This is a genomic window from Aeromonas sp. FDAARGOS 1417 (assembly GCF_019046985.1).
GTDB lineage: Bacteria > Pseudomonadota > Gammaproteobacteria > Enterobacterales > Aeromonadaceae > Aeromonas > Aeromonas veronii.
The window spans coordinates 905,707-924,911 of the sequence record NZ_CP077221.1; the positions used below are offsets into that span (position 1 = coordinate 905,707).

Sequence of the window (19,205 nt, forward strand, 5' to 3'; positions counted from 1 at the left end):
ACCCCAATCGCATCACCTTTATTAACAGGTCTATCAGACTCCATGTGACTATTTCTGTCGTTTGACGATAAATCCACTGCAGCTTCAATAAATGGATCATAATCCCAAGGTCAAAAGCTCACACCACAACACCGAGAATTTGCATATTGAGTCAATTATTAGCATAAGTCATTGCCAGAATCTGTGAACAATACGGCAGCAATCAGGATCAGCAGCAAAAAGTGCCAGTACGTAGCTGTACCGTTCAAACTCCTGCCATCGAACGCTCGGCAGTTAACAAGAAGTTGAGTTTCCATAAAATTTAATCCAGATCTCATTTCAGCAATCAATCCTGTGCACCAATTGATCTGGCACAACTCTCCCTCCGATAAATCATCATTAAATTTACCTATTTGTTAGGGTAACCCTCTAGCAATCATATATTGCGCGGTTTTATTCACCCGCAAGCGAATGTCTGCCCACCCCGCCCGACGGGGGGAAGATCCACACCAAGATGGAACGGGTCAGACGAGACCAAAACATTTATCTGGGAGTGATAAACGTGGGTTCACAACACAGGCATATCAAACTGGGCCTCGCCGCCCTGCTGCTGACCAGCTGGCTTGGTGCAAGCGGCTGGGCACTGGCTGATGACGCAACCACCAAGGGCAAGATAGAGGCGCGCAGCGAGCTGTTCGCCAAGGATCACGCCGATCAGTTCACCAGCTGGCAAGCCACCAGCGAAAGCAAGGAACGCACCGATGCGCTGGCGGAAGATCCCAATATGGTGGTGCTGTGGGGCGGTTACCCCTTCGCCAAGGATTACAACAAACCGCGTGGCCACTTCTATGCGCTGACCGACGTGCGGGAAACCCTGCGTACCGGCGCCCCCAAGACCGCCGAAGATGGTCCGCTGCCGATGGCCTGCTGGAGCTGTAAAGGCCCGGACGTGGCCCGCGTCATCGACGAGAAGGGTGAGGATGGCTACTTCAAAGGGATGTGGGCCAAGGGCGGGCCGGAAGTAGTCAACACCATCGGCTGCGCCGACTGCCACGACACCGCCTCGAAGGAGTTCAAGGAGGGTAAACCTGCCCTGCACCTCTCCCGTCCCTATGCCGATCGGGCCATGACCGCCATCGGCAAGCCATTCAAGGAGCAGGGGCGCTTTGATCAGCAGTCCCAGGTGTGCGGCCAGTGCCACGTGGAGTATTACTTCAGCGGCCCCACCAAGGCGGTCAAATTCCCCTGGGACAAGGGCACCACGGTTGAGCAGATGGAGGCCTATTACGATGAAATCGGCTTTGCCGACTGGACCCATGCCCTCTCCAAAACCCCCATGCTCAAAGCCCAGCACCCCGAGTACGAAACCTGGCGCGCCGGCATTCACGGCCAGAACAACGTCGCCTGTGTCGACTGCCACATGCCCAAGGTGCAGAACGAGCAGGGCAAGGTCTACACGGATCACAAAGTGGGGAACCCCTTCGATCGCTTCGAGCAGACCTGCCGCAACTGCCACACCCAGAGCAAGGAGATGCTGCAAGGGATCGTCAAGCAGCGCAAAGAGGCGGTAATCGAAACCAAGCTGAAGGTCGAGAAGCAGCTGGTACACGCCCACTTTGAAGCCAAGGCGGCCTGGGATGCCGGCGCCACCGAGGCAGAGATGAAGGATATTCTGCAGGACATCCGTCACGCCCAGTGGCGCTGGGACTACGCCATCGCCTCCCACGGAGTGCAGATGCACGCCCCCGAAGTGGCCCTCAAGGTACTTGGCAGCGCGCTGGATAAAGCCGCTGACGCCCGCACCAAGCTGGCGCGCCTGTTGGCCAGCAAGGGGATCAGCCACGAGATCGCCATCCCCGACATCTCTACCAAGGAGAAAGCGCAAGCCGCCCTTGGCATGGATATGAAGCAGTTCAACAGCGACAAGGCCCAGTTCCTCAAGACCACGGTCCCCGCCTGGGATGCCGAGGCCAAAGCGGCCGGACGGCTGGCACAGTAACGGCGCCTGCGGGCCCGGCCAGACCAGGCCCGCAGCGGATGGAGGCTTCCTATGGGTGATTTAACGATGGATTTTTTACGACTGATGCTGATGGCAGCCATGTTGCTCACCAGCCTGCAGGATCAGGCGGCCGAGCCGGCAGCAGCCCCTGTTCCAGCTACACATGAGGTGGAATTTTTACGCAATCCCGACAAGGCCTGCACCGACTGTCACAAGGAGCAGAGCGAAGGGATGCACGGCAAGCATGGTCAGGCGACCAATCCCAACAACCTTAAACCGGTGACCTGCACCAACTGCCACGGCCAGCCCTCCCCCCAGCACAGGGAAGGGGTCAAGGATGTGATGCGCTTTAGCCACAGCCTGAAGGATAAAGAGGGCATCAAGCTTTATCCCATCAGCGAGCAGAACGGGGTCTGCATGAGCTGCCACGAGCCCAAAGAGCTTCGCGAGGCACTCTGGGCCCACGACGTGCACGCCACCAAGCTCACCTGCACCAGCTGCCACCAGTTGCACCCGGCCAAGGAGCCCATGGTGGGGATCCCGGAAAAATCCCGCATCAAGCTCTGCGTCGACTGCCACAGCAAGCAGCATGAGGCCAGCAAGGCCCGGCAGGAGCAGTCCAAACCGGCTACCGGCAAGGAGGCCTCATGAGCTGCTCTCGCCGTGACTTTATGGCGGGGATGAGCGCGGGGGCCCTTATCATGATGACGGGGACTGCTCGTGCCAACACCCGCTCCCTTGCCACCCCCCTCGCCCGCAGCCAGACCATCGATGGGATCCGCTATGGCATGATCCACGATGAGACGGCCTGCATCGGCTGCACCGCCTGCATGGATGCCTGCCGGGAGGTCAACAAAGTGCCGGAAGGGGTCTCGCGCCTCGAGATCATCCGTTCAGGTCCCATCGGTGAATTTCCCGACGCCGAGTACCGCTTCTTTCGCAAGTCCTGCCAGCACTGCGACAACGCCCCCTGCGTGCATGTCTGCCCCACCGGCGCCTCCCATATCCGCAAGGAGGATGGCATCGTCGATGTCGACGCGGATCTCTGCGTCGGCTGCATGTATTGTCTGGCCGCCTGCCCCTATCAGGTGCGCTTTATCAACCCGGTCACCCGGGTGGCGGACAAGTGCGACTTTTGCCGCAAGACCAACCTGGCGGCGGGCAAGGAGCCCGCCTGTGTCGAATCTTGCCCCACCAAGGCGCTGGTGTTCGGCAATCTGGATGACCCGGACAGCCCCATCGCCCAACGGCTGGTGAAGGAGACCACCTATCGCTACAAGCAGGCACTCGGCACCTCGCCCAAGATGTACCGCGTGCCCAAAGGGGAGATAACGTCATGACGATGCAAGCGGCATTTCACTTCCCTTCCCTCGTGTGGGGATTTGTCCGATCGCCATCTACCGCAGTAACAGAAGGAGGAATGGATCATGTTGCATGACGCATTTCACTTCTCCTCTCTGGTGTGGGACTGGCCCATCGCTATCTATCTCTTTCTGCTCGGCATCTCCGCCGGGGCCACCACCCTCTCGGTGCTGCTGCGCCGCAAGGGGGCAGGCAGCGAGAGCGGCATCATCAAGGCGACCGCCATTCTGGCGCCAGCGAGCGTGATATTGGGGCTGCTGATCCTTATCTTCCATCTGGCCCGCCCCTGGACCTTCTGGAAGCTGATGTTCCACTACCAGTTCGACTCAGTGATGTCGATGGGGGTCATGCTGTTTCAGCTCTATATGGCGGTGCTGTTCGCCTGGCTAGCGGTGGTGTTTCGCGCCGAGATCGAGACCCTGCGCCACCGGTTGCTGAAAGAGAAGCTCGCTTTTGTGGATGGGCTGATTGGCTGGCTTGCCCGCATCGAGCGGCTGCTGGTCCCGCTGTTGCTGCTGCTCGCCGTGCTGCTGGGGGCCTACACCGGCTTTCTGCTCTCGGCGCTCAAGACCTATCCGCTGTTGAACAACCCGGTGCTGCCGGTGCTGTTTCTGGTCTCGGGCATCAGCTCTGGCATCGCCTCCACCATCTTGCTGGCGGTGACGTTCTTCAAGGAGAACCATCACAGCCAGGGGGTGAGCTTTGTGCATCGCTTCGAGCGACCCGTGCTGGCGGTGGAGGTGTTGCTGCTGGTCTGCTTCTTTACCGGCCTCTACTTCGGTGGCGGCCAGAAAGAGGTGGCGATGTGGGCGGCCATCGGCAGCGGTTTCTGGGCTCAGGTGTTCTGGCTCGGGGTGGTGGGCATCGGCATGCTGCTGCCCCAGCTGCTGGCTCTGCTGACCCCGGCGCCCCTGCGGGAGCGAAACGGCCATCTGGTGCTGGTCTGCAGCCTGACTCTGGTGGGGATCCTGCTGCTGCGCTACTTCGTGCTATACGCCGGCCAAATGACGGTCGTATAACGGTATGATCACCAGCGCCAGCCGCCCTCGGGTGACTGGCGCTTATTTGTTGCGATGAATTGTTGCTAGGAATGTGGATGTTATCCCCCAGCGCCGGTACGGTGCAGACGCTGCGGCATAACATAGACGAATGATTGACTGGAGGTTGTGTGCTGGCGGAGCTTGGCTATCTCTCACTGTTGCTGGCGACCGGGCTCGCCCTACTGCAAGGGCTGCTGCCCTGGCTGGGATTACGGCTCGCCTCCCCGACTCTGCTGCGCAGCGCAGCGCCGCTGGCGCTGATCAATGCCATCCTGCTATTGGCCTCCCTGCTGCTGCTCGCCAGCTGCTTTGGCCAGGATGATTTCACCGTCAGCTATGTGGCCCAGCACGCCAACAGTGCCCTGCCGCTGGGCTTCAAGCTGGCGGCGGTATGGGGCGGCCATGAAGGCTCCATGCTCTTTTTCGTTTTTGCGCTGGGGCTGTGGGGCGCCTTGGTGGCCCTTTGCTCCAAGCGGGTCGATCCGCTGATCACAGCCCGGGTATTGGCCATCATGGGACTGATCGTCGGGCTGTTCGGCCTCTATACCCTGATCTTCTCCAGCCCGTTTGACCGCCAATTCCCGGGGCCGCTGGAGGGGCGCGATCTCAACCCCATGCTGCAGGACATTGGCCTCATCATCCACCCCCCCCTGCTCTATCTCGGTTACGTCGGCTTTGTCGTCAACTTTGCCTTCGCCATGGCGGCGCTGCACTCGGGCAGGCTCGATGGCGCCGTGGCCCACTGGAGCCGCCCTTGGGCGCTCGGCTCCTGGGTGTTTCTCACCGCCGGCATCGTGCTAGGTTCCTGGTGGGCCTATTACGAGCTCGGCTGGGGCGGCTGGTGGTTCTGGGATCCGGTGGAAAATGCCTCCCTCTTGCCCTGGCTGCTGGGCACCGCCCTGCTGCACGCCCTGATTGTCTGCGAGAAGCGCGGCGCCTACGGCCACGCCGTGCTGTTGCTCTCCATCTTCACCTTCGCCTTGAGCCTGCTCGGCACCTTCGTGGTGCGCTCCGGGATACTCACCTCGGTGCACGCCTTTGCGGTGGACCCCAGCCGCGGCCTCACCCTCTTGTTGCTGCTCGGTTTGCTATTGACCTGCGCCCTCACCCTGTTTGCCCTGCGGGCGGACATTCGCGCCCCCTATGCCCGCTTTGGCTTGCAGTCAAAAGAGGGGCTGCTCGGCGCCGCCATCCTGCTGCTCTGCGTGGCCTGCGCCAGCGTGCTGCTCGGCACCTTCTACCCCATGGTGTTCCAGTCGCTTCATCTGGGTTCGCTCTCGGTGGGCGCCCCCTATTTCAATACCATCTTCGTGCCGCTGGCCCTCTGCCTGATGGCGCTGATGACCCAGCTGCCGCGCCTGCGCTGGCAGCAGCTTGCGGCACATTCCCGACTAAACGCTTTGTTGCCACCGCTGTTTGGCCTGCTTAGCGGCGGGCTCATTAGCCTTGCCTATCTGGAACAGGGATCGTTTTCCGGTAGCTGGATTGGCATCCTCGCCAATATTGTGAGCCTCTGGCTGATGGCCAGCCTGTTGCTCCCGCTCTTGCAACCGACGTCGCTGCGCGAGTTCACCCTCAATCGGTTCGGCAGTTTGCTGGCCCACCTCGGGGTGGCGGTGTGCGCCCTTGGCATCGCGCAGGTGAGTGACCACAGTCAGGAGGGGGGCACTGTGCTAAGTGCCAACCAGCCCTACCAGCTCGGCGCGTTCGAATTTCGCTATGAGGGGCGCGAGCCGGTGATCTGCCCCAACTATACCGCCGAGCGGATCACGCTTAGCGTGCACAAGAACGGTAAAGAGGTGGCGCGGCTGACACCGGAGCGGCGCCACTACAGCGTGCGTACCATGAACATGAACGAGCCGGGCATCGCGTGGGGAATGCTCGGCGATCTCTACGTGGTGCTGGGTGAGAAGATGGGGCCAGATGCCTATGCCATGCGGCTGCACTACAAGCCGCTGGTGCGCTGGATCTGGCTCGGCGGCCTGTTGATGATGGCGGGCGGCCCCCTGCGTCTGCTCGCCCGTCGCCCCTTGCTTGCCTCTCGTTCCGTTGCGGTTGGCACCTCCCGTCCCCGGCTCGAACAGGAGGCGTTATGAGATCCCGCCTGCGCCTCTTTCTTCCCCTGCTCCTTACTCTGGGCCTCGGCACCCTGCTCTGGCTCGGCCTTGACAACAATCCCTACAGCCAGGATGAGGCGACGCTCGGGCGCACCCTGCCTGTGTGGCAGAGCGACAATCTGCTGGATGGGAGTCGGATCCAGACCGCCAGCCTCAAAGGTGAGCCCTTTGTGCTTAACGTCTGGGCCAGCTGGTGCGTCAACTGCCGCGCCGAGCATCCGCTGATCAGCGAGCTCGCGGGCACAGTGTCCCTCTACGGTCTCAACTACCGGGACAAGGGGGATGCGGCCCGCGCTTGGCTTATCCAGGCGGGCAACCCCTATCGCGCGATACTGGCCGACCCTGACGGCAAACTGGCCCTTGAGCTCGGCGTCTACGGCACGCCGGAAACCTATCTGTTTGATGCCGATGGTGCCCTGCTCGCCCGCCATACCGGCGAACTCACCAAAGGGATCTGGCAACGTCAGTTTGCCCCCCTGCTCGACCAGGCGCGAACTGACGCGCAAATGAAGGCCGCCACTACTGCACCAGCTATTGCGCCGTCTATTGCAACATCAGCTCGGGAGACACAGCCATGATGCGCCGTTCTCTTGCCCGCGCCCTGCTGGCTCTCGGCATGCTGCTGAGTGCAACTGCATATTCCAGCGGGGTCGATACCTATCAGTTTCGCCACCCCGAGCTGCAAAATCGGGCGCAAGAGCTAGCCCGCGCCCTGCGCTGCCCCCAGTGCCAGAACCAGAATCTGGTGGAGTCCAATTCCCCCATCGCGCGGGATCTGCGGCTAGAGGTCTACCGCTGGGTGGACGAGGGGCAGAGCGATGAACAGGTGATCGCCCGCATGACAGAGCGCTTCGGCGATTTCGTCCGCTACGATCCCCCCTTCAAGGCCAGCACGGCGCTGCTGTGGGGCGGTCCCCTGCTGCTGTTGGGGCTGGCGCTGTTGACCCTGTTTCGCCGCCTGACGCGCACAAAGGCGCAACCCATCCCTGTCGTTAAGGCCATCGTTGAGGCCCCCCCTCAACCCGCCGCCGATCCGCGCAGCGAATTGAATTTGCTGATCATGCACGGGGAGCAAGCAGGCCTCTCCCCCGACCAACCACTCTACAGGGAGCTGAGCGCCGCCCGCCTGGCCAGCGCTATCCCGGCTGCTGAGCTGACCCTGCGTGCGCAACTGGCCAGCCAGCATGACAATCGCGGCCGCAATAACCGGCACGGGCGGGCCTTGTTGCTGCTTGGCCTCCTGGCCATCGCGGCTGTTGCCGCTGGCTATCTCAGCACCGGCCGCTATCAGGCATGGCAGGATTATGCATCCCGTCCCGATCCGCTGGCGGGGTTGAGCCCGCGGGATCTGCAGGACAAGGAGCTAGGGAGTCTGCATCAGAAACTTCAGCGCAACCCCGCCGATCTCGACAGCTGGGCGGCGCTCGGCCAGCTCTATCTCTATCGGGGCGAATATGACAACGCCCTGCTCGCCTACCAGCGTCTCGCTCTGCTGGAGGGGGGCGCCAGCGCGGCGACTCAAGCCGCCCAAGCCACCGTGCTCTACTATCAGGCGGGCCAGCAGCTGACTCCCGAGGCAACCCGCCTGCTGGAGAGCGCCCTCAAGCAGGACGCGGGGGAAGTGAGCGCCCTGATGCTGCTCGCCTCCGATCACTTCCTGCATGGTCGCTACAGTCAGGCCATTGCGCTGTGGCAGCAACTGCTCGATGGCGAGCGCCCTCGCATCAATCGGGCCGCGCTGATCGAGGCGATCCAGACGGCAAGCATAATGAGGGGCTGACCGCCTCCAGTCACTTTGGCCCTCCCCGTCGGCACAGACCTGTGCCGACCGTAAAATCACTTGCCACTCTGACTCGTCCGCCAAACAATACGGCTCTCTTTGGCCAACCTCTGGAGTCACATCATGATCCCCATTCGCTGCAAGGCCGTCTCTGGCGTTGCCCTCACCACTGTCGATGGCGAAACCAGATTGCTGGTGATGAAACGGGTCAAGGGGGGCTTCTGGTGCCATGTGGCGGGCACGGTGGAGGCGGGTGAAACCGGCTGGCAGACCATTATTCGGGAGTTTGGCGAAGAGACGGGGATCAGGGTCACCGAACTCTACAACGGCCAGTATCTGGAACAGTTTTACGAGGCGAGCTTGAATACGGTGGAGGTGGTGCCGGTCTTTGTGATCTATTGCCCGCCCAATCAGGCGGTGATCCTCAACGACGAGCACACCGAATATCTCTGGTGTTCCCTGGCCGAGGCCAAGGCGCTGGTGAGTTTCCCCGGCCAGAAGGCACTCTACGACCATATCTGGCACCATTTTGTCGACAACGCCCCCTCTCCCCTGATGCGGGTCGATATCCGCTGACCGCGCACGGCTTCCCCCTGTAAATGCAACACGCCCCCGGATGGGGGCGTGTTGTATCTAAAGCCAGCCAAGCGCTTTTGTTAGACCAAGCAGATGGCCTACGGCCGCTCGCCAGCGGCCAGACGGCGGTTGATATCGGCGATAACCGGGGCGATATCCGCCAGAGTGTCGATGACATAGTGAGCCCCCGCCGCCCGCAGTTTGGCCTCGGCCGGTGCGCGCCGGGCGGCGCTCTCCGCCTCGCTCATGGCGGCAAACTCGTCCCAAGTGGCACCAAATTCGTTGCCAGAAACCGACAATCCCACCGTCCACATGCCCGCGTTAAGCCCTTCGCTGATACCCGGCACGGCGTCATCCACCTTGATGCAGCGATGCACCGCGCTCACTCCCAGCTCAATTACGTTGGCCAGCGCCATCCAGGGACCGGGGCGACCACCAGCCTTTAGATCGTCGGTGGCGACCCAGTGATCCGGGCGGTAGCCGTGATCGGCCGCAGCAGGTACCAGCGCCTCCATCACAGGACGGGGATAACCGGAGCAGGAGCCGATTTTCATCCCCTGCACCCGCAGAGCGTCCAGCACCGGCAACACGCCGGGGATCGGGTCGGCGAAGCGGGTCACCGCGGCAATCTGCAGCGGCATAAAGGTGTGATAGAGGTGGTCCACCTCGGCGTGGCTCATGGGGTGGCCGAAGCGAGCCTGCCAGCGCGCATCCACCGAAGGCAGACGGCCCAGCGCGGCGATATGATCCCACTTGCCAAGGCCCATAGGCTGGCGTGCTTCGTCCAGGGTCACGGGAAAGTCATAGGCGCGGGCAAAGGCCTCGACGAAGATGGAGGTGGGGGCGAAGGAGCCGAAATCGACGACGGTGCCAGCCCAGTCGAGGATCAGCGCCTCCACGTCGGTGGTCGGGTGGATGGCAATCTGCAAGTCAGTCATGGTGATGTTCCTGTTTCGGGGAAAATGCGATCTCGCCAAGGGCGCGATCGAGAATGGAAATGGCGCGCACCAGATCGGCGCGGGCGATATTGAGCGGTGGCGAGAGCTGGATGACGTTCCCTTGGGAGACCTTGAAGCTGAGCCCCAGCTCCAGACAGCGGTAGAGCAGCCGCTCGGCGGCCTGGCTATTGCGGGCACGACTCTGGTGATCGACCACCAGATCGAGCGCCCAAAGCATACCGATACCGCGCACCTGCCCGATCAGCGGGTGACGTTCGGCCAACTTGCCGAGCTCGGCCGCCATAAAACGGCCATCCTCCTGCGCTTTTGCCAGCAACCCCTCTTCGCGGATGGTAGCGATGGTCGCGAGGGCCGCCGCGCAGCCTATAGGGCTCTTCTCGTGGGTGTAGTGACCGAGCGAAATAGCTGCGGCCTGATTGAAACGGTCGCGGGTGATGAGCGCGGCAAACGGCACCACACCGCCCCCCAACCCCTTGCCCAGACAAATGATGTCAGGCTCGATGCCGAACTCTTCAAAGCTGAACCAGTGGCCGGTGCGGCCCAGGGCATTGGGGATCTCGTCGACGATCAGCAACACCTTGTGGCGATCGCAGATCTCCCGCACCCGCTGCCAGTAGGCTTTCGAGGGCACCTGTACATCGGTGTTGCGGATGGGCTCGGCGATAAAGGCGCCTATTCCTCCCTCCTTCTCGATGACGTACTCCAGATAATCGGCGTAGTGCAGGTCATCCCCCTCCCCGCGGTACCAGACACCGCGATAACGGGTGGGCGGCGGGATGCGCTCCACTCCGGCCATCAGTGGGCCCATACCGGCGCGAAAACAGGCTTCACCGCCGACCGAGATGGCATCGAGAGAGGCGCCGTGAAAGGCATCCCACAGGGACACCACCTTGCTGTTGCCGGTGATGAAACGGGCAAGCTTCAGGGCAATCCCCACCACCTCGCTGCCGCCGGGGGCGAACAGCACCCGGTTGAGATCGCCGGGAGCCAGTTCAGCCAGGGTGCGGGCACAGTCGATGGCAACCTGATGGGTGTAGCGGCGGGGCGCGAACGGCAGATCGGCGAGTTGCTGCTGCACCGCGGCCACCACCCTGGGGTGACCATGACCCAGCTGATGAACGCTGTTGCCGTGAAAATCGAGGTAACGCTTGCCCGATACGCTGGTCAACCAGCTCCCCTGCGCCCCCTCGATCAAATCCAGACAGGGGGTGGAGAGTGCCTGATGGAGAAAGTAGCGGCTATCCTCCGCCAATCCCGCCTGCACCGCCTCGCTCTGGTCAGCCCACCAACGCGCCCGCCCCTCGCCAAGGTTGATATCCCCTTCGCTATCGGCGCGGCCGCTGCCGTGCAGCTTATGGTCATGCAAATCGCGGCCACGCAGATCACGACCCTGAGCCAGCATGCTGGTCATCGCGCGTCCCCTTGCCAGTAGCAGGCGCTGGCCATGGCGGCGAGCAGAGCGTGCACCCGCCCCGGGGTCACATCACCGATATTGCCGATGCGGAAGCAATCGGCCTGGGAGACCTTGCCCGGGTAGATAACAAAACCCTGTGCCTTGAGCCGCTGGTAGAAGTCGGCGAAGCGGTAATCAGGGTGGGTCGGAGAGTAGAAGGCGGTGATGATGGGAGATTGCCACTGTTCTGGCAGCAGTGGCGCAAAGCCGAGGGCAGCCATCCCCGCCACCAGGGTGCGCTGATTTTCACTGTAACGCTGATGGCGGGCGGCGATGCCCCCCTCCTCGTCCAGCTCGCGCAGCGCCTGGGCAAAGGCGAGCACGGTATGGGTGGGCGAGGTAAAGCGCCACTTGCCCCCCTGCTGCTCCATGGTCTGCCACTGGGCATGCAGGTCGAGGGAGACCGAGCGGGCACGACCGGCGCAGGCCGCCAGCGCAGCGCGGCGGGCGATGACGAAGCCAAAGCCCGGTACCCCCTGAATGCACTTGTTGGCCGAGCTGATGAGAAACTCGATGCCAAGGTGTCCCATGTCGATGGGTATACCGCCAAAGCTGCTCATGGCATCGACGATCAGGCGGATGCCGCGGCGCTGGCAGAGCTCAGCTACCTCATCGAGCGGATTGAGCATGCCGGTGGTGGTCTCGCAGTGCACCATGGCCAGATGGGTGATCTCGGGGTGGCGCGCCAGCATCGCCTCGATGGCGGCGGGCTCCGGGCGGGTGGTCTCGCCGCAGTCCAGCTCATGGTGACGCAGGCCAAGGCAGCGGGCCATCTCCCCCATGCGGGCGCCGTAGGCGCCGTTGTTGATGATCAGCAGACACTCATCGACGCCTATCGCCGAGCCCAGCACGCTCTCCACCACATAGCTGCCACTCCCCTGCAGCAGCACGGCGCTGTAGTCACTTTCATATTCAGGGCCAGTGGCGAGGCGCACCAGCTCGCGGCGGATGGGCTCCACCACGCCCTGGTTGTAGTCCGCATCCCAGGTACAGCTGTCTTGCAGCATGGCGGCGCGCACCGTGGCGGTGGTCGAGAGGGGGCCCGGGGTCAGCAGCAGGTAATCGACGGCGGCAGGGGCCGCAGGAATATGGGTCATGACTTCGCTCCTTTTGGTATATACCAGAATGAGCGCATTGTGGGTAACTGCCCCGCCAAGGTCAAAGGGGTGGGGCTACGTGCAACAAAAAATTCATTTTCAGCGCCGGGATCGCGATAATCTAGGAAGCCTGAACAGCAGGGGCGATACTGGTATCTACCAACGCATGTTGATGTTGCCGTGTAACGACCGGGCAGATGTCCTGCCCTGTGCCCAGCCCATTGCCCAACTCATTGCACAACTTATTGCAAAACCAGGGATTTTCATGAGCAAACCGCAATATCTGCAGATCAAGGATGCCCTAGCCAACCAGATCCTGGCCGGGGGTCTGGCTCCCAACGACAAGCTCCCCTCCGAGCGGCTGCTGGGGGAACTCTATGGCACCACAAGGGTCACCATTCGCGAGGCACTGGTTCAGCTGGAGGCAAACGGCCTTATCTATCGGGAGGATCGCCGCGGCTGGTTCGTCACCCCGCCGCGCTTTCGCTTGAACCCCAGACGCACCTCCAACTTTCACCAGATAGTGCGGGAGCAAGGGGGTGAGCCGCGTACCAAGCTGCTGGAGAAAAGCCGCCAGGCGGTGCCGCCCGCGTTGATAGCACAACTGCAGCTCAAGCCGTTCGACAGCCTCTTTTTGCTCAAGCGACTGCGCTACGCCAACGGGCGTGCCATCTGCTACTGCGAGAACCACTGCCTGCCAGAGCGGGTGCCCGGCCTGCTGGAGCTGGATCTCAACGGCAGTCTGACCGAGATCTACCAGGCCCATTACGATCTCCACTACGCCCGCATGCAGGTGCGCTTCTTCCCCACCGCCCTGCCGGACGAGGTGGCCAAGGCGCTGGGGGCCACCGCCGGTCTGCCCGCCCTGCGCCTCGAGCGACTCAACTTCGATCAGCACGGCCGGGTGCTCGACTTCGATCTGGAGTACTGGCGCCACGACAGTCTGGAGATCGAGGTGGATACCCAAGATTAGTCACGGACAAATCAGGAAAGGCAAAACGTCACGGGGCTGTCACGGTCACGTCATAAAGATCCCCTAGCCTCTCTCTCGACCAATCTGGTTTATACCAAACCAATTTAACTGGAGAAGAGGATGAAACAGGGAACCCATCTGCTGGCCGCCGCCGTGCTGGCTGCCATGACAGCCCCGGCACTGGCCGCGACCGATCTCACCGTCTACACCGCCTTCGAACCGGAGCAGCTCAACGAGCTGAAAACCGCGTTCGAGCGCCAGCATCCGGATATCAACATCAAATGGGTGCGTGACTCCACCGGCGTGGTCACCGCCCGCTTGCTGGCAGAAAAAGCCCAGCCCAAAGCGGATGTGGTGTGGGGACTGGCCGCCACCAGCCTGATGCAGCTCGATCAGCAGCAGATGCTCAATGCCTATGCACCGAAAGGACTGGAGAAGCTCGACAGCCGCTTTCGCGACAGCAAGGCTGAGCCGCACTGGATCGGTCTGGACGCCTTCTTCAGCGCCATCTGCTTCAACAAGGTAGAGGCGGAAAAACAGGGGATCCCGGCCCCCACCAGCTGGGCCGACCTCACCAAGCCCATCTACAAGGGCAAGGTGATCATGCCCAACCCCAGCTCCTCCGGCACCGGTTACCTGAGCGTTGCTGGCTGGCTGCAGACCATGGGCGAGCAGCAGGGCTGGCAATTCATGAACGGCCTGCACCAGAACATCGACCGTTACACCCACTCGGGCTCCGCCCCCTGCAAGCTGGCCGCCAGCGGTGAAACGGTGATCGGTATCTCCTTCGACTTCCCGGCTACCAGCCTCAAGGCCAAGGGTGCCCCCATCGAGGTGGTGTTCCCGAAAGAGGGGTCGGGCTGGGATATGGAAGCTGCCGCCATCATCAAGGGCACCCCCAAGCTGGAAGCCGCCAAACAGCTGCTCGACTTTGCCGCCACCGAACAGGCCAACGCCCTCTACAACAAGTCGTTCGCCGTGGTCGCCATTCCCGATGTAGCCCAACCGAGAGCGGGCTATCCGGCAGATATCAAAGGCCAGATGATCGACAACGACTTTAGCTGGGCCGCCCGCGAGCGCAACGCCATCCTGGCCCAGTGGAGCGCCAGCTTCGACGGCAAGACCGAAGCCAAACAGTAAGCGTGAAGGGCGGCGGTTTGTTCACGCCAGACACACCGCTGCCAATAAACTGCCAGTCGAAGGCCAACAGCTGTTGGCCTTCGCTTTTTGGTTTTAACTTCCCGAGTGTGTAGTGCCTTCAATTAGCGATGCTTAGTCCATTCGCACAGTGCCCAGCCACTTGCTGGCGACCCGATCTCATTTGACTGTCATCAAGCTGTCATCCCCCGATCACCTGACCGTCACACTTCACCCGCAAACTGGTATATACCAAATCAGTAGCGAGTCGAACCATGACCCAGCCCTATCTGGACATTCAACATCTCAACAAGCAGTTCGGTGCTTTTCAGGCCCTTAAAGGGATCTCTCTGACCATTGAGCCGGGGGAGTTTATCTGCTTTCTCGGCCCCTCCGGCTGCGGCAAAACCACCCTGCTCAGAGCCATCGCCGGCTTGGATCTGCCGGACAGCGGCGAGATCTGGCAAGGAGGGCGCAATATCTCTCGCCTGCCGCCCCAGGAGCGCGATTTTGGCATCGTGTTTCAGTCCTATGCTCTCTTCCCCAACTTGACGGTGGCCCAGAACATCGCCTTCGGCCTTGAAAATCAGGGGTTGGCGCGGGATCTCATCAAGGAGCGGGTGGACCACTGGCTGGGGCTGGTGGATCTCACTGCCCAGTCCCACAAATACCCGAGCCAGATCTCCGGCGGCCAGCAGCAGCGGGTGGCGCTGGCCCGGGCGCTCGCCCTCTCCCCCGGACTGTTGTTGCTGGACGAACCTCTCAGCGCGCTGGATGCGCTGGTGCGCACCCATCTTCGCAGCGAGATCCGCGCCCTGCAGCAGCGCCTTGGCATCACCACCATCATGGTGACCCACGATCAGGAAGAGGCGCTGACCATGGCCGACCGCATCGTGGTGATGGAGGGCGGCCGCATCGTGCAGGTGGGCACCCCGCAGGAGATCTACCACCAGCCTGCCAGCCGCTTCGTGGCAAGCTTCGTCGGCACCATGAACTTCCTCGAGACGCTGGTGCTGAGCCCCACTCAGGTGCGCCTCAACGAACAACCGCTGACACTTGCCAACCAGGCCGCTGCCGGCAGCAAATTGCAGGTGGCGATCCGCCCCGAGGCGATCACCCTGAGTGCGCCGAGCGAGCCGTATCTTGGCCAACATGGCGTTGAAGCAACCATCGATCAGGTGGAGTTTCTCGGCGCCGCCCAGCGCCTTATCTGCACCGCCGACACCTATTTGGGCCCGCAGCAGATCCTGGTGGAGCGCCCGACCCACGAGCTGCCCCGCCACGAACAGGGTGGCTGGCGCAGCGGCATGCGCTGCTCGCTGCACTGGCCCGCCGGGGCGATGCAACTGCTTGAAGGAGAGCGCCCATGACAGCCCCCCTTGCGACCTCTTCCCTGTTGCCGCCAGCGACAGCCCGGCAAGACTCTCGTTGGCAGCGGATCTGTCGCGGCTGGAGCCGGGATCAGCTGCTGCAACTGATCCTGCTGGTGCTCGGCATCGCCCTGCTCACCGGCGGCTTGCTGCTGCCGCTGCTCACCATGTTGCAAAAGAGCCTGCAGGATGAGAACGGCGTCTGGGTGGGCCTTGCCAACTTCAGCGCCTACTTCGACTCCCCTCATCTGGGGCGCACCATCGGCAATACCCTCTGGCTCGGGGTGCTGATCACCGCGCTGGTGGTGACCATCGCCTTCGGCTACGCCTATGCCCTCACCCGCACCTGCATGCCGGGCAAGCCCCTGTTTCGCCTCATCGGTTTGATCCCGCTGTTGATGCCCTCCCTGTTGCCCGCCATCAGTCTGGTCTACTGGTTTGGCAATCAGGGGATCGCCAAGGGGTTGCTTGGCGGCGAGAGCATCTACGGCCCCATCGGCATCGTCATTGGCCTTGGCTTCTGGTGCTTCCCCCACGCCCTGATGATCCTTATCACGGCGCTCGGTCAGAGCGATGCCCGCCTCTATGAAGCCTCCCGGGTGCTCGGCAGCAGCGGCTGGCGCACCTTTGTCACCGTCACCCTGCCTACCGCCCGTTATGGCCTGCTCAGCGCCGCCATCGCCGTCTTCACCCTCACCATCTGCGACTTCGGGGTTGCCAAGGTGATTGGCGGCCAGTACAGCGTGCTGGCCACCGATATCTACCGGCAGGTGATCGGGATGCAGAACTTCTCCCTCGGCGCCGTTGCCAGCGTCACCCTGCTGCTGCCGGCGCTCTTGAGCTTTGCCCTGGAGCACAGAGTGCGCAGCAAGATGCAGGAGCAGAGCAGCACCAAGGCGGTGCCCTATCAGCCCAAACCCCATCGGCTGCGGGATCTGCTGGCGCTCGGCTGGTGTACCCTCTGGGCCCTGCTGTTTCTGGCACTGGTGGGGATGGCGGTTTACGGCTCTCTGGTGCAGTTCTGGCCCTATAACCTCGGGCTGACGCTCGATCACTACGCCTTTGACAGCAACAGCGTCTATGGCTGGCAGCCCTTTACCAACACCTTGCAGCTGGGCCTCTATACCGCGCTGATCGGCACCGTGCTGGTGATGGTGCTGGCCTGGGCGCAGGAGAAGGGGCGCCACTTTGCGCCGCTGCGCCAGCTGTTGCATCTGCTTGCCATGCTGTCGCTGGCGGTGCCCGGCATGGTGCTGGGGCTCGGTTACATCTTCTTTTTCAACGGCAATCCGCTCTTTGGCAGCCTATACGGCACCCTGCCGCTGATGGTGCTCTCCTGCGTCATCCACTACTACACGGTGGGCCATATGACGGCGCTGACCAGCCTCAAGCAGTTGCCCAAGGAGCTGGAGCTGGTGGCCATCTCATTGCGCATTCCGCTCTGGAAGGCGTTCTGGCGAGTCACCCTACCCGCCTCACTGCCCGCACTGCTGGAGATCTTCATTTACCTGTTCGTCAACGCCATGACCACCACCTCGGCGGTGATCTTCCTCTACTCGAGCGACAGCGTGCTCGCCTCCATCGCCGTGCTCAACATGGAGGATTCCGGCGATACCGCCGCGGCCGCCGCCATGGCCACCCTGATCCTGCTGGCCGCCGCCACCGTCAAGCTGCTCCAGCTCTTTTTGAGCCGCGCCCTGCTGGATCGCACCCAGCGCTGGCGCCACCAATAACCTTATCGAGGAGTCATCATGTCCACTCTCCCCTTCTGGCTAGCCGAAGCGCTCGCCGCCGAACAACCCGCGCCGCCCACGCCCCTAGTCGGCAACCACGAGGCCGATGTCTGCATCGTCGGCGGCGGCTTTACCGGGCTGTGGAGCGCCATCGCCCTTAAACAGGCCGAGCCACACTTGCGCATCCTGGTGCTGGAGAAAGATCGCTGCGGCGGCGGCGCCTCCGGGCGCAACGGCGGCTGCCTGCTCACCTGGTCGGCCAAATACCTGACCTTAAAGCGTCTCTTTGGGGAAGAGCAGGCCGCCTGGCTGGTACAAAGATCCGAGCAGGCGGTGCACGAGATCGCCCGCTTCTGCGAAACGCACAACATAGAAGCGGAGCTGAGGGTCGAGGGCACCTGCTACACCGCCACCAGCGAGGCCCAGCGCGGCCTGATGGAGCCGGTATTGCAGGAACTCAAGCGAGCTGGCCTTAACCAGTGGCAGGCGATTGAAGAGGGTGAACTGGCGAGCCAGAGCGGCTCCCACGTTCATCTGGAGGGGCTCTACAGCCCCCACGCGGGTTCGGTGCAACCGGCACTGCTGGTGCGCGGCCTGCTGCGGGTGGCGCGGGAACTGGGGGTCGAGGTCTATGAACACACCCCCATGCGGCGCCTTGAGGCGGGCCAGCCTGCGCGGGTGCAAACGCCACAGGGCGAGGTGCGTGCCCGCAAGGTGGTGCTGGCCCTCAACAGCGCCATGGTGCAGCACTTTCGCGAGTTTCGCCGCAGCATAGTACTGGTCTCCTCCGATATGGTGATAACCGACCCCGCACCGGATGCACTGGCTGCCCAGCAACTTGCGCACGGCCGCTCCGTGGTGGATGGCCGCACCTTTGTCCACTACTACCGCTCCACCCCGCAAGGGCGGCTGATGCTAGGCAAGGGGGGCAACACCTTCGCCTTTGCCAACCGCCATCTGGCCGAGTTCGATGCCCCCAGCCGTTATCTTGCCCCCCTTACCCGCACCCTGCGCCGCTTCTTTCCGGCGCTCAAAGAGGTGCCCATCGCCGCCAGCTGGTGCGGCGCCTCCGACCGCTCGGTAGATGGCCTCCCCTTCTTCGGGCACTGGCGAGGGCAGCCCAATATCGTCTATGGCCTCGGCTACTCCGGCAACGGGGTGGCGCAGAGCTGGATCGGCGGCCAGATCCTGGCGGCCCTAGTGAGAGACGAGGTGCGGGAGGAGGACAAGCCGTGGCGCGACTGCACGCTGGTCAGCGGCCCGCGCGGCTACTTCCCGCCCGAGCCCTTTCGCTGGCTGGGCGCCATGGCGGTGCGCAACGCCATCCGGCGCAAAGAGCGGGCGGAAGATGAGAACCGCCCGGTGGCCTGGTATGACAAACAGCTGGCCAAACTTGCCGATGCGGCGGGCAAGGCGGATAAATAGCCCGGCGATAACGGGCAACCATTTCCCATACTGTTTCGCCCCACACCCTATTTCTTGAAAATGCCGACCCGAGGGTCGGCATTTTTACAGGTGAAATCTGAGGGAGCATTATCGCCAAGCGTGATCCGCTGATGGGCCCCAGCGGCGGCAGGGTTGAGATAGCGTGATGTGTAGGTTGGCGCAGAGCGTAGCGAAGCCCAACAGG

The 19,205-nt window shown here is 62.5% G+C and carries 16 protein-coding genes; 13 read left to right on the forward strand and 3 right to left on the reverse strand.

The window, feature by feature from the left end; translation table 11 throughout:
• Positions 1–535 precede the first annotated feature (535 nt).
• The 8 genes from nrfA (at position 536) to I6L47_RS04010 (ending at position 8,853) form a co-directional block, all read left to right on the forward strand.
• A complete protein-coding gene (nrfA, locus tag I6L47_RS03975) occupies positions 536–1,978 on the forward strand; it encodes an ammonia-forming nitrite reductase cytochrome c552 subunit (protein ID WP_139463324.1) in 1,443 nt (480 codons plus the stop codon).
• A 51-nt stretch (positions 1,979–2,029) separates the two neighbouring features.
• Positions 2,030–2,629: a cytochrome c nitrite reductase pentaheme subunit gene (gene nrfB, locus I6L47_RS03980; protein WP_216948717.1), complete on the forward strand. Its 600-nt coding sequence runs from the start codon at positions 2,030–2,032 to the stop codon at positions 2,627–2,629.
• Positions 2,626–3,318: a cytochrome c nitrite reductase Fe-S protein gene (gene nrfC / locus I6L47_RS03985; protein WP_216948718.1), complete on the forward strand. Its 693-nt coding sequence runs from the start codon at positions 2,626–2,628 to the stop codon at positions 3,316–3,318. The genes nrfB and nrfC overlap by 4 nt, the downstream gene beginning before the upstream one ends.
• Before the next feature lie 87 nt (positions 3,319–3,405).
• Positions 3,406–4,359, forward strand: a complete 954-nt coding sequence (nrfD, locus tag I6L47_RS03990) for a cytochrome c nitrite reductase subunit NrfD (protein WP_216948719.1) — start codon at positions 3,406–3,408, stop codon at positions 4,357–4,359.
• 149 nt (positions 4,360–4,508) lie between these two features.
• Positions 4,509–6,476 carry a heme lyase NrfEFG subunit NrfE gene (gene nrfE / locus I6L47_RS03995; protein ID WP_216948720.1) on the forward strand — a complete coding sequence of 656 codons (1,968 nt, stop codon included), beginning with the start codon at positions 4,509–4,511 and terminating at the stop codon, positions 6,474–6,476.
• Positions 6,473–7,075, forward strand: a complete 603-nt coding sequence (locus I6L47_RS04000; protein WP_216948721.1) for a DsbE family thiol:disulfide interchange protein — start codon at positions 6,473–6,475, stop codon at positions 7,073–7,075. The genes nrfE and I6L47_RS04000 overlap by 4 nt, the downstream gene beginning before the upstream one ends.
• A complete protein-coding gene (nrfF, locus tag I6L47_RS04005) occupies positions 7,072–8,277 on the forward strand; it encodes a heme lyase NrfEFG subunit NrfF (RefSeq protein ID WP_216948722.1) in 1,206 nt (401 codons plus the stop codon). Before I6L47_RS04000 ends, nrfF begins: the two co-directional genes overlap by 4 nt.
• A 123-nt stretch (positions 8,278–8,400) precedes the next feature.
• On the forward strand, positions 8,401–8,853 hold the full coding sequence (locus I6L47_RS04010; RefSeq protein WP_216948723.1) for an NUDIX pyrophosphatase: 453 nt from the start codon (positions 8,401–8,403) through the stop codon (positions 8,851–8,853).
• 98 nt (positions 8,854–8,951) lie between these two features.
• On the opposite strand, the gene phnX is transcribed toward I6L47_RS04010, so the two are convergent.
• From phnX to phnW, 3 genes are read right to left on the reverse strand one after another with little or no spacing between them, the layout of a single operon-like run.
• Positions 8,952–9,791: a phosphonoacetaldehyde hydrolase gene (gene phnX, locus I6L47_RS04015; protein ID WP_216948724.1), complete on the reverse strand. Its 840-nt coding sequence runs from the start codon at positions 9,789–9,791 to the stop codon at positions 8,952–8,954.
• Positions 9,784–11,223 carry an aspartate aminotransferase family protein gene (locus tag I6L47_RS04020; protein WP_216948725.1) on the reverse strand — a complete coding sequence of 480 codons (1,440 nt, stop codon included), beginning with the start codon at positions 11,221–11,223 and terminating at the stop codon, positions 9,784–9,786. Before I6L47_RS04020 ends, phnX begins: the two co-directional genes overlap by 8 nt.
• Positions 11,220–12,362 (reverse strand): 2-aminoethylphosphonate--pyruvate transaminase, encoded by a 1,143-nt coding sequence (phnW, locus tag I6L47_RS04025; protein ID WP_216948726.1) that lies wholly within the window; start codon positions 12,360–12,362, stop codon positions 11,220–11,222. The genes I6L47_RS04020 and phnW overlap by 4 nt, the downstream gene beginning before the upstream one ends.
• Positions 12,363–12,627: 265 nt before the next feature.
• On the opposite strand from phnW, the gene phnR reads away from it, so the two are divergent.
• The 5 genes from phnR (at position 12,628) to I6L47_RS04050 (ending at position 19,000) form a co-directional block, all read left to right on the forward strand.
• Positions 12,628–13,335 (forward strand): phosphonate utilization transcriptional regulator PhnR, encoded by a 708-nt coding sequence (phnR, locus tag I6L47_RS04030; protein ID WP_167556589.1) that lies wholly within the window; start codon positions 12,628–12,630, stop codon positions 13,333–13,335.
• 120 nt (positions 13,336–13,455) lie between these two features.
• Positions 13,456–14,475, forward strand: coding sequence for a putative 2-aminoethylphosphonate ABC transporter substrate-binding protein (locus tag I6L47_RS04035; protein WP_043824248.1), 1,020 nt, complete (start codon positions 13,456–13,458; stop codon positions 14,473–14,475).
• A 272-nt stretch (positions 14,476–14,747) separates the two neighbouring features.
• Positions 14,748–15,842, forward strand: a complete 1,095-nt coding sequence (locus tag I6L47_RS04040) for a putative 2-aminoethylphosphonate ABC transporter ATP-binding protein (RefSeq protein ID WP_216948727.1) — start codon at positions 14,748–14,750, stop codon at positions 15,840–15,842.
• Positions 15,839–17,575, forward strand: a complete 1,737-nt coding sequence (locus tag I6L47_RS04045; RefSeq protein ID WP_216948728.1) for a putative 2-aminoethylphosphonate ABC transporter permease subunit — start codon at positions 15,839–15,841, stop codon at positions 17,573–17,575. The genes I6L47_RS04040 and I6L47_RS04045 overlap by 4 nt, the downstream gene beginning before the upstream one ends.
• A gap of 18 nt (positions 17,576–17,593) precedes the next feature.
• Positions 17,594–19,000, forward strand: coding sequence for an FAD-dependent oxidoreductase (locus I6L47_RS04050; RefSeq protein ID WP_216948729.1), 1,407 nt, complete (start codon positions 17,594–17,596; stop codon positions 18,998–19,000).
• Positions 19,001–19,205 lie beyond the last annotated feature (205 nt).

Bases quoted from the DNA above. Each gene is read 5' to 3' on its own strand.
- I6L47_RS04020 (WP_216948725.1), bottom strand. From the start codon at position 11,223: ATGACCAGCATGCTGGCTCAGGGTCGTGATCTGCGTGGCCGCGATTTG.
- nrfF (WP_216948722.1), top strand. From the start codon at position 7,072: ATGATGCGCCGTTCTCTTGCCCGCGCCCTGCTGGCTCTCGGCATGCTG.
- I6L47_RS04050 (WP_216948729.1), top strand. From the start codon at position 17,594: ATGTCCACTCTCCCCTTCTGGCTAGCCGAAGCGCTCGCCGCCGAACAA.
- I6L47_RS04035 (WP_043824248.1), top strand. From the start codon at position 13,456: ATGAAACAGGGAACCCATCTGCTGGCCGCCGCCGTGCTGGCTGCCATG.
- nrfB (WP_216948717.1), top strand. From the start codon at position 2,030: ATGGGTGATTTAACGATGGATTTTTTACGACTGATGCTGATGGCAGCC.
- phnW (WP_216948726.1), bottom strand. From the start codon at position 12,362: ATGACCCATATTCCTGCGGCCCCTGCCGCCGTCGATTACCTGCTGCTG.
- phnX (WP_216948724.1), bottom strand. From the start codon at position 9,791: ATGACTGACTTGCAGATTGCCATCCACCCGACCACCGACGTGGAGGCG.
- I6L47_RS04010 (WP_216948723.1), top strand. From the start codon at position 8,401: ATGATCCCCATTCGCTGCAAGGCCGTCTCTGGCGTTGCCCTCACCACT.
- nrfD (WP_216948719.1), top strand. From the start codon at position 3,406: ATGTTGCATGACGCATTTCACTTCTCCTCTCTGGTGTGGGACTGGCCC.
- I6L47_RS04000 (WP_216948721.1), top strand. From the start codon at position 6,473: ATGAGATCCCGCCTGCGCCTCTTTCTTCCCCTGCTCCTTACTCTGGGC.
- I6L47_RS04045 (WP_216948728.1), top strand. From the start codon at position 15,839: ATGACAGCCCCCCTTGCGACCTCTTCCCTGTTGCCGCCAGCGACAGCC.
- I6L47_RS04040 (WP_216948727.1), top strand. From the start codon at position 14,748: ATGACCCAGCCCTATCTGGACATTCAACATCTCAACAAGCAGTTCGGT.
- nrfC (WP_216948718.1), top strand. From the start codon at position 2,626: ATGAGCTGCTCTCGCCGTGACTTTATGGCGGGGATGAGCGCGGGGGCC.
- phnR (WP_167556589.1), top strand. From the start codon at position 12,628: ATGAGCAAACCGCAATATCTGCAGATCAAGGATGCCCTAGCCAACCAG.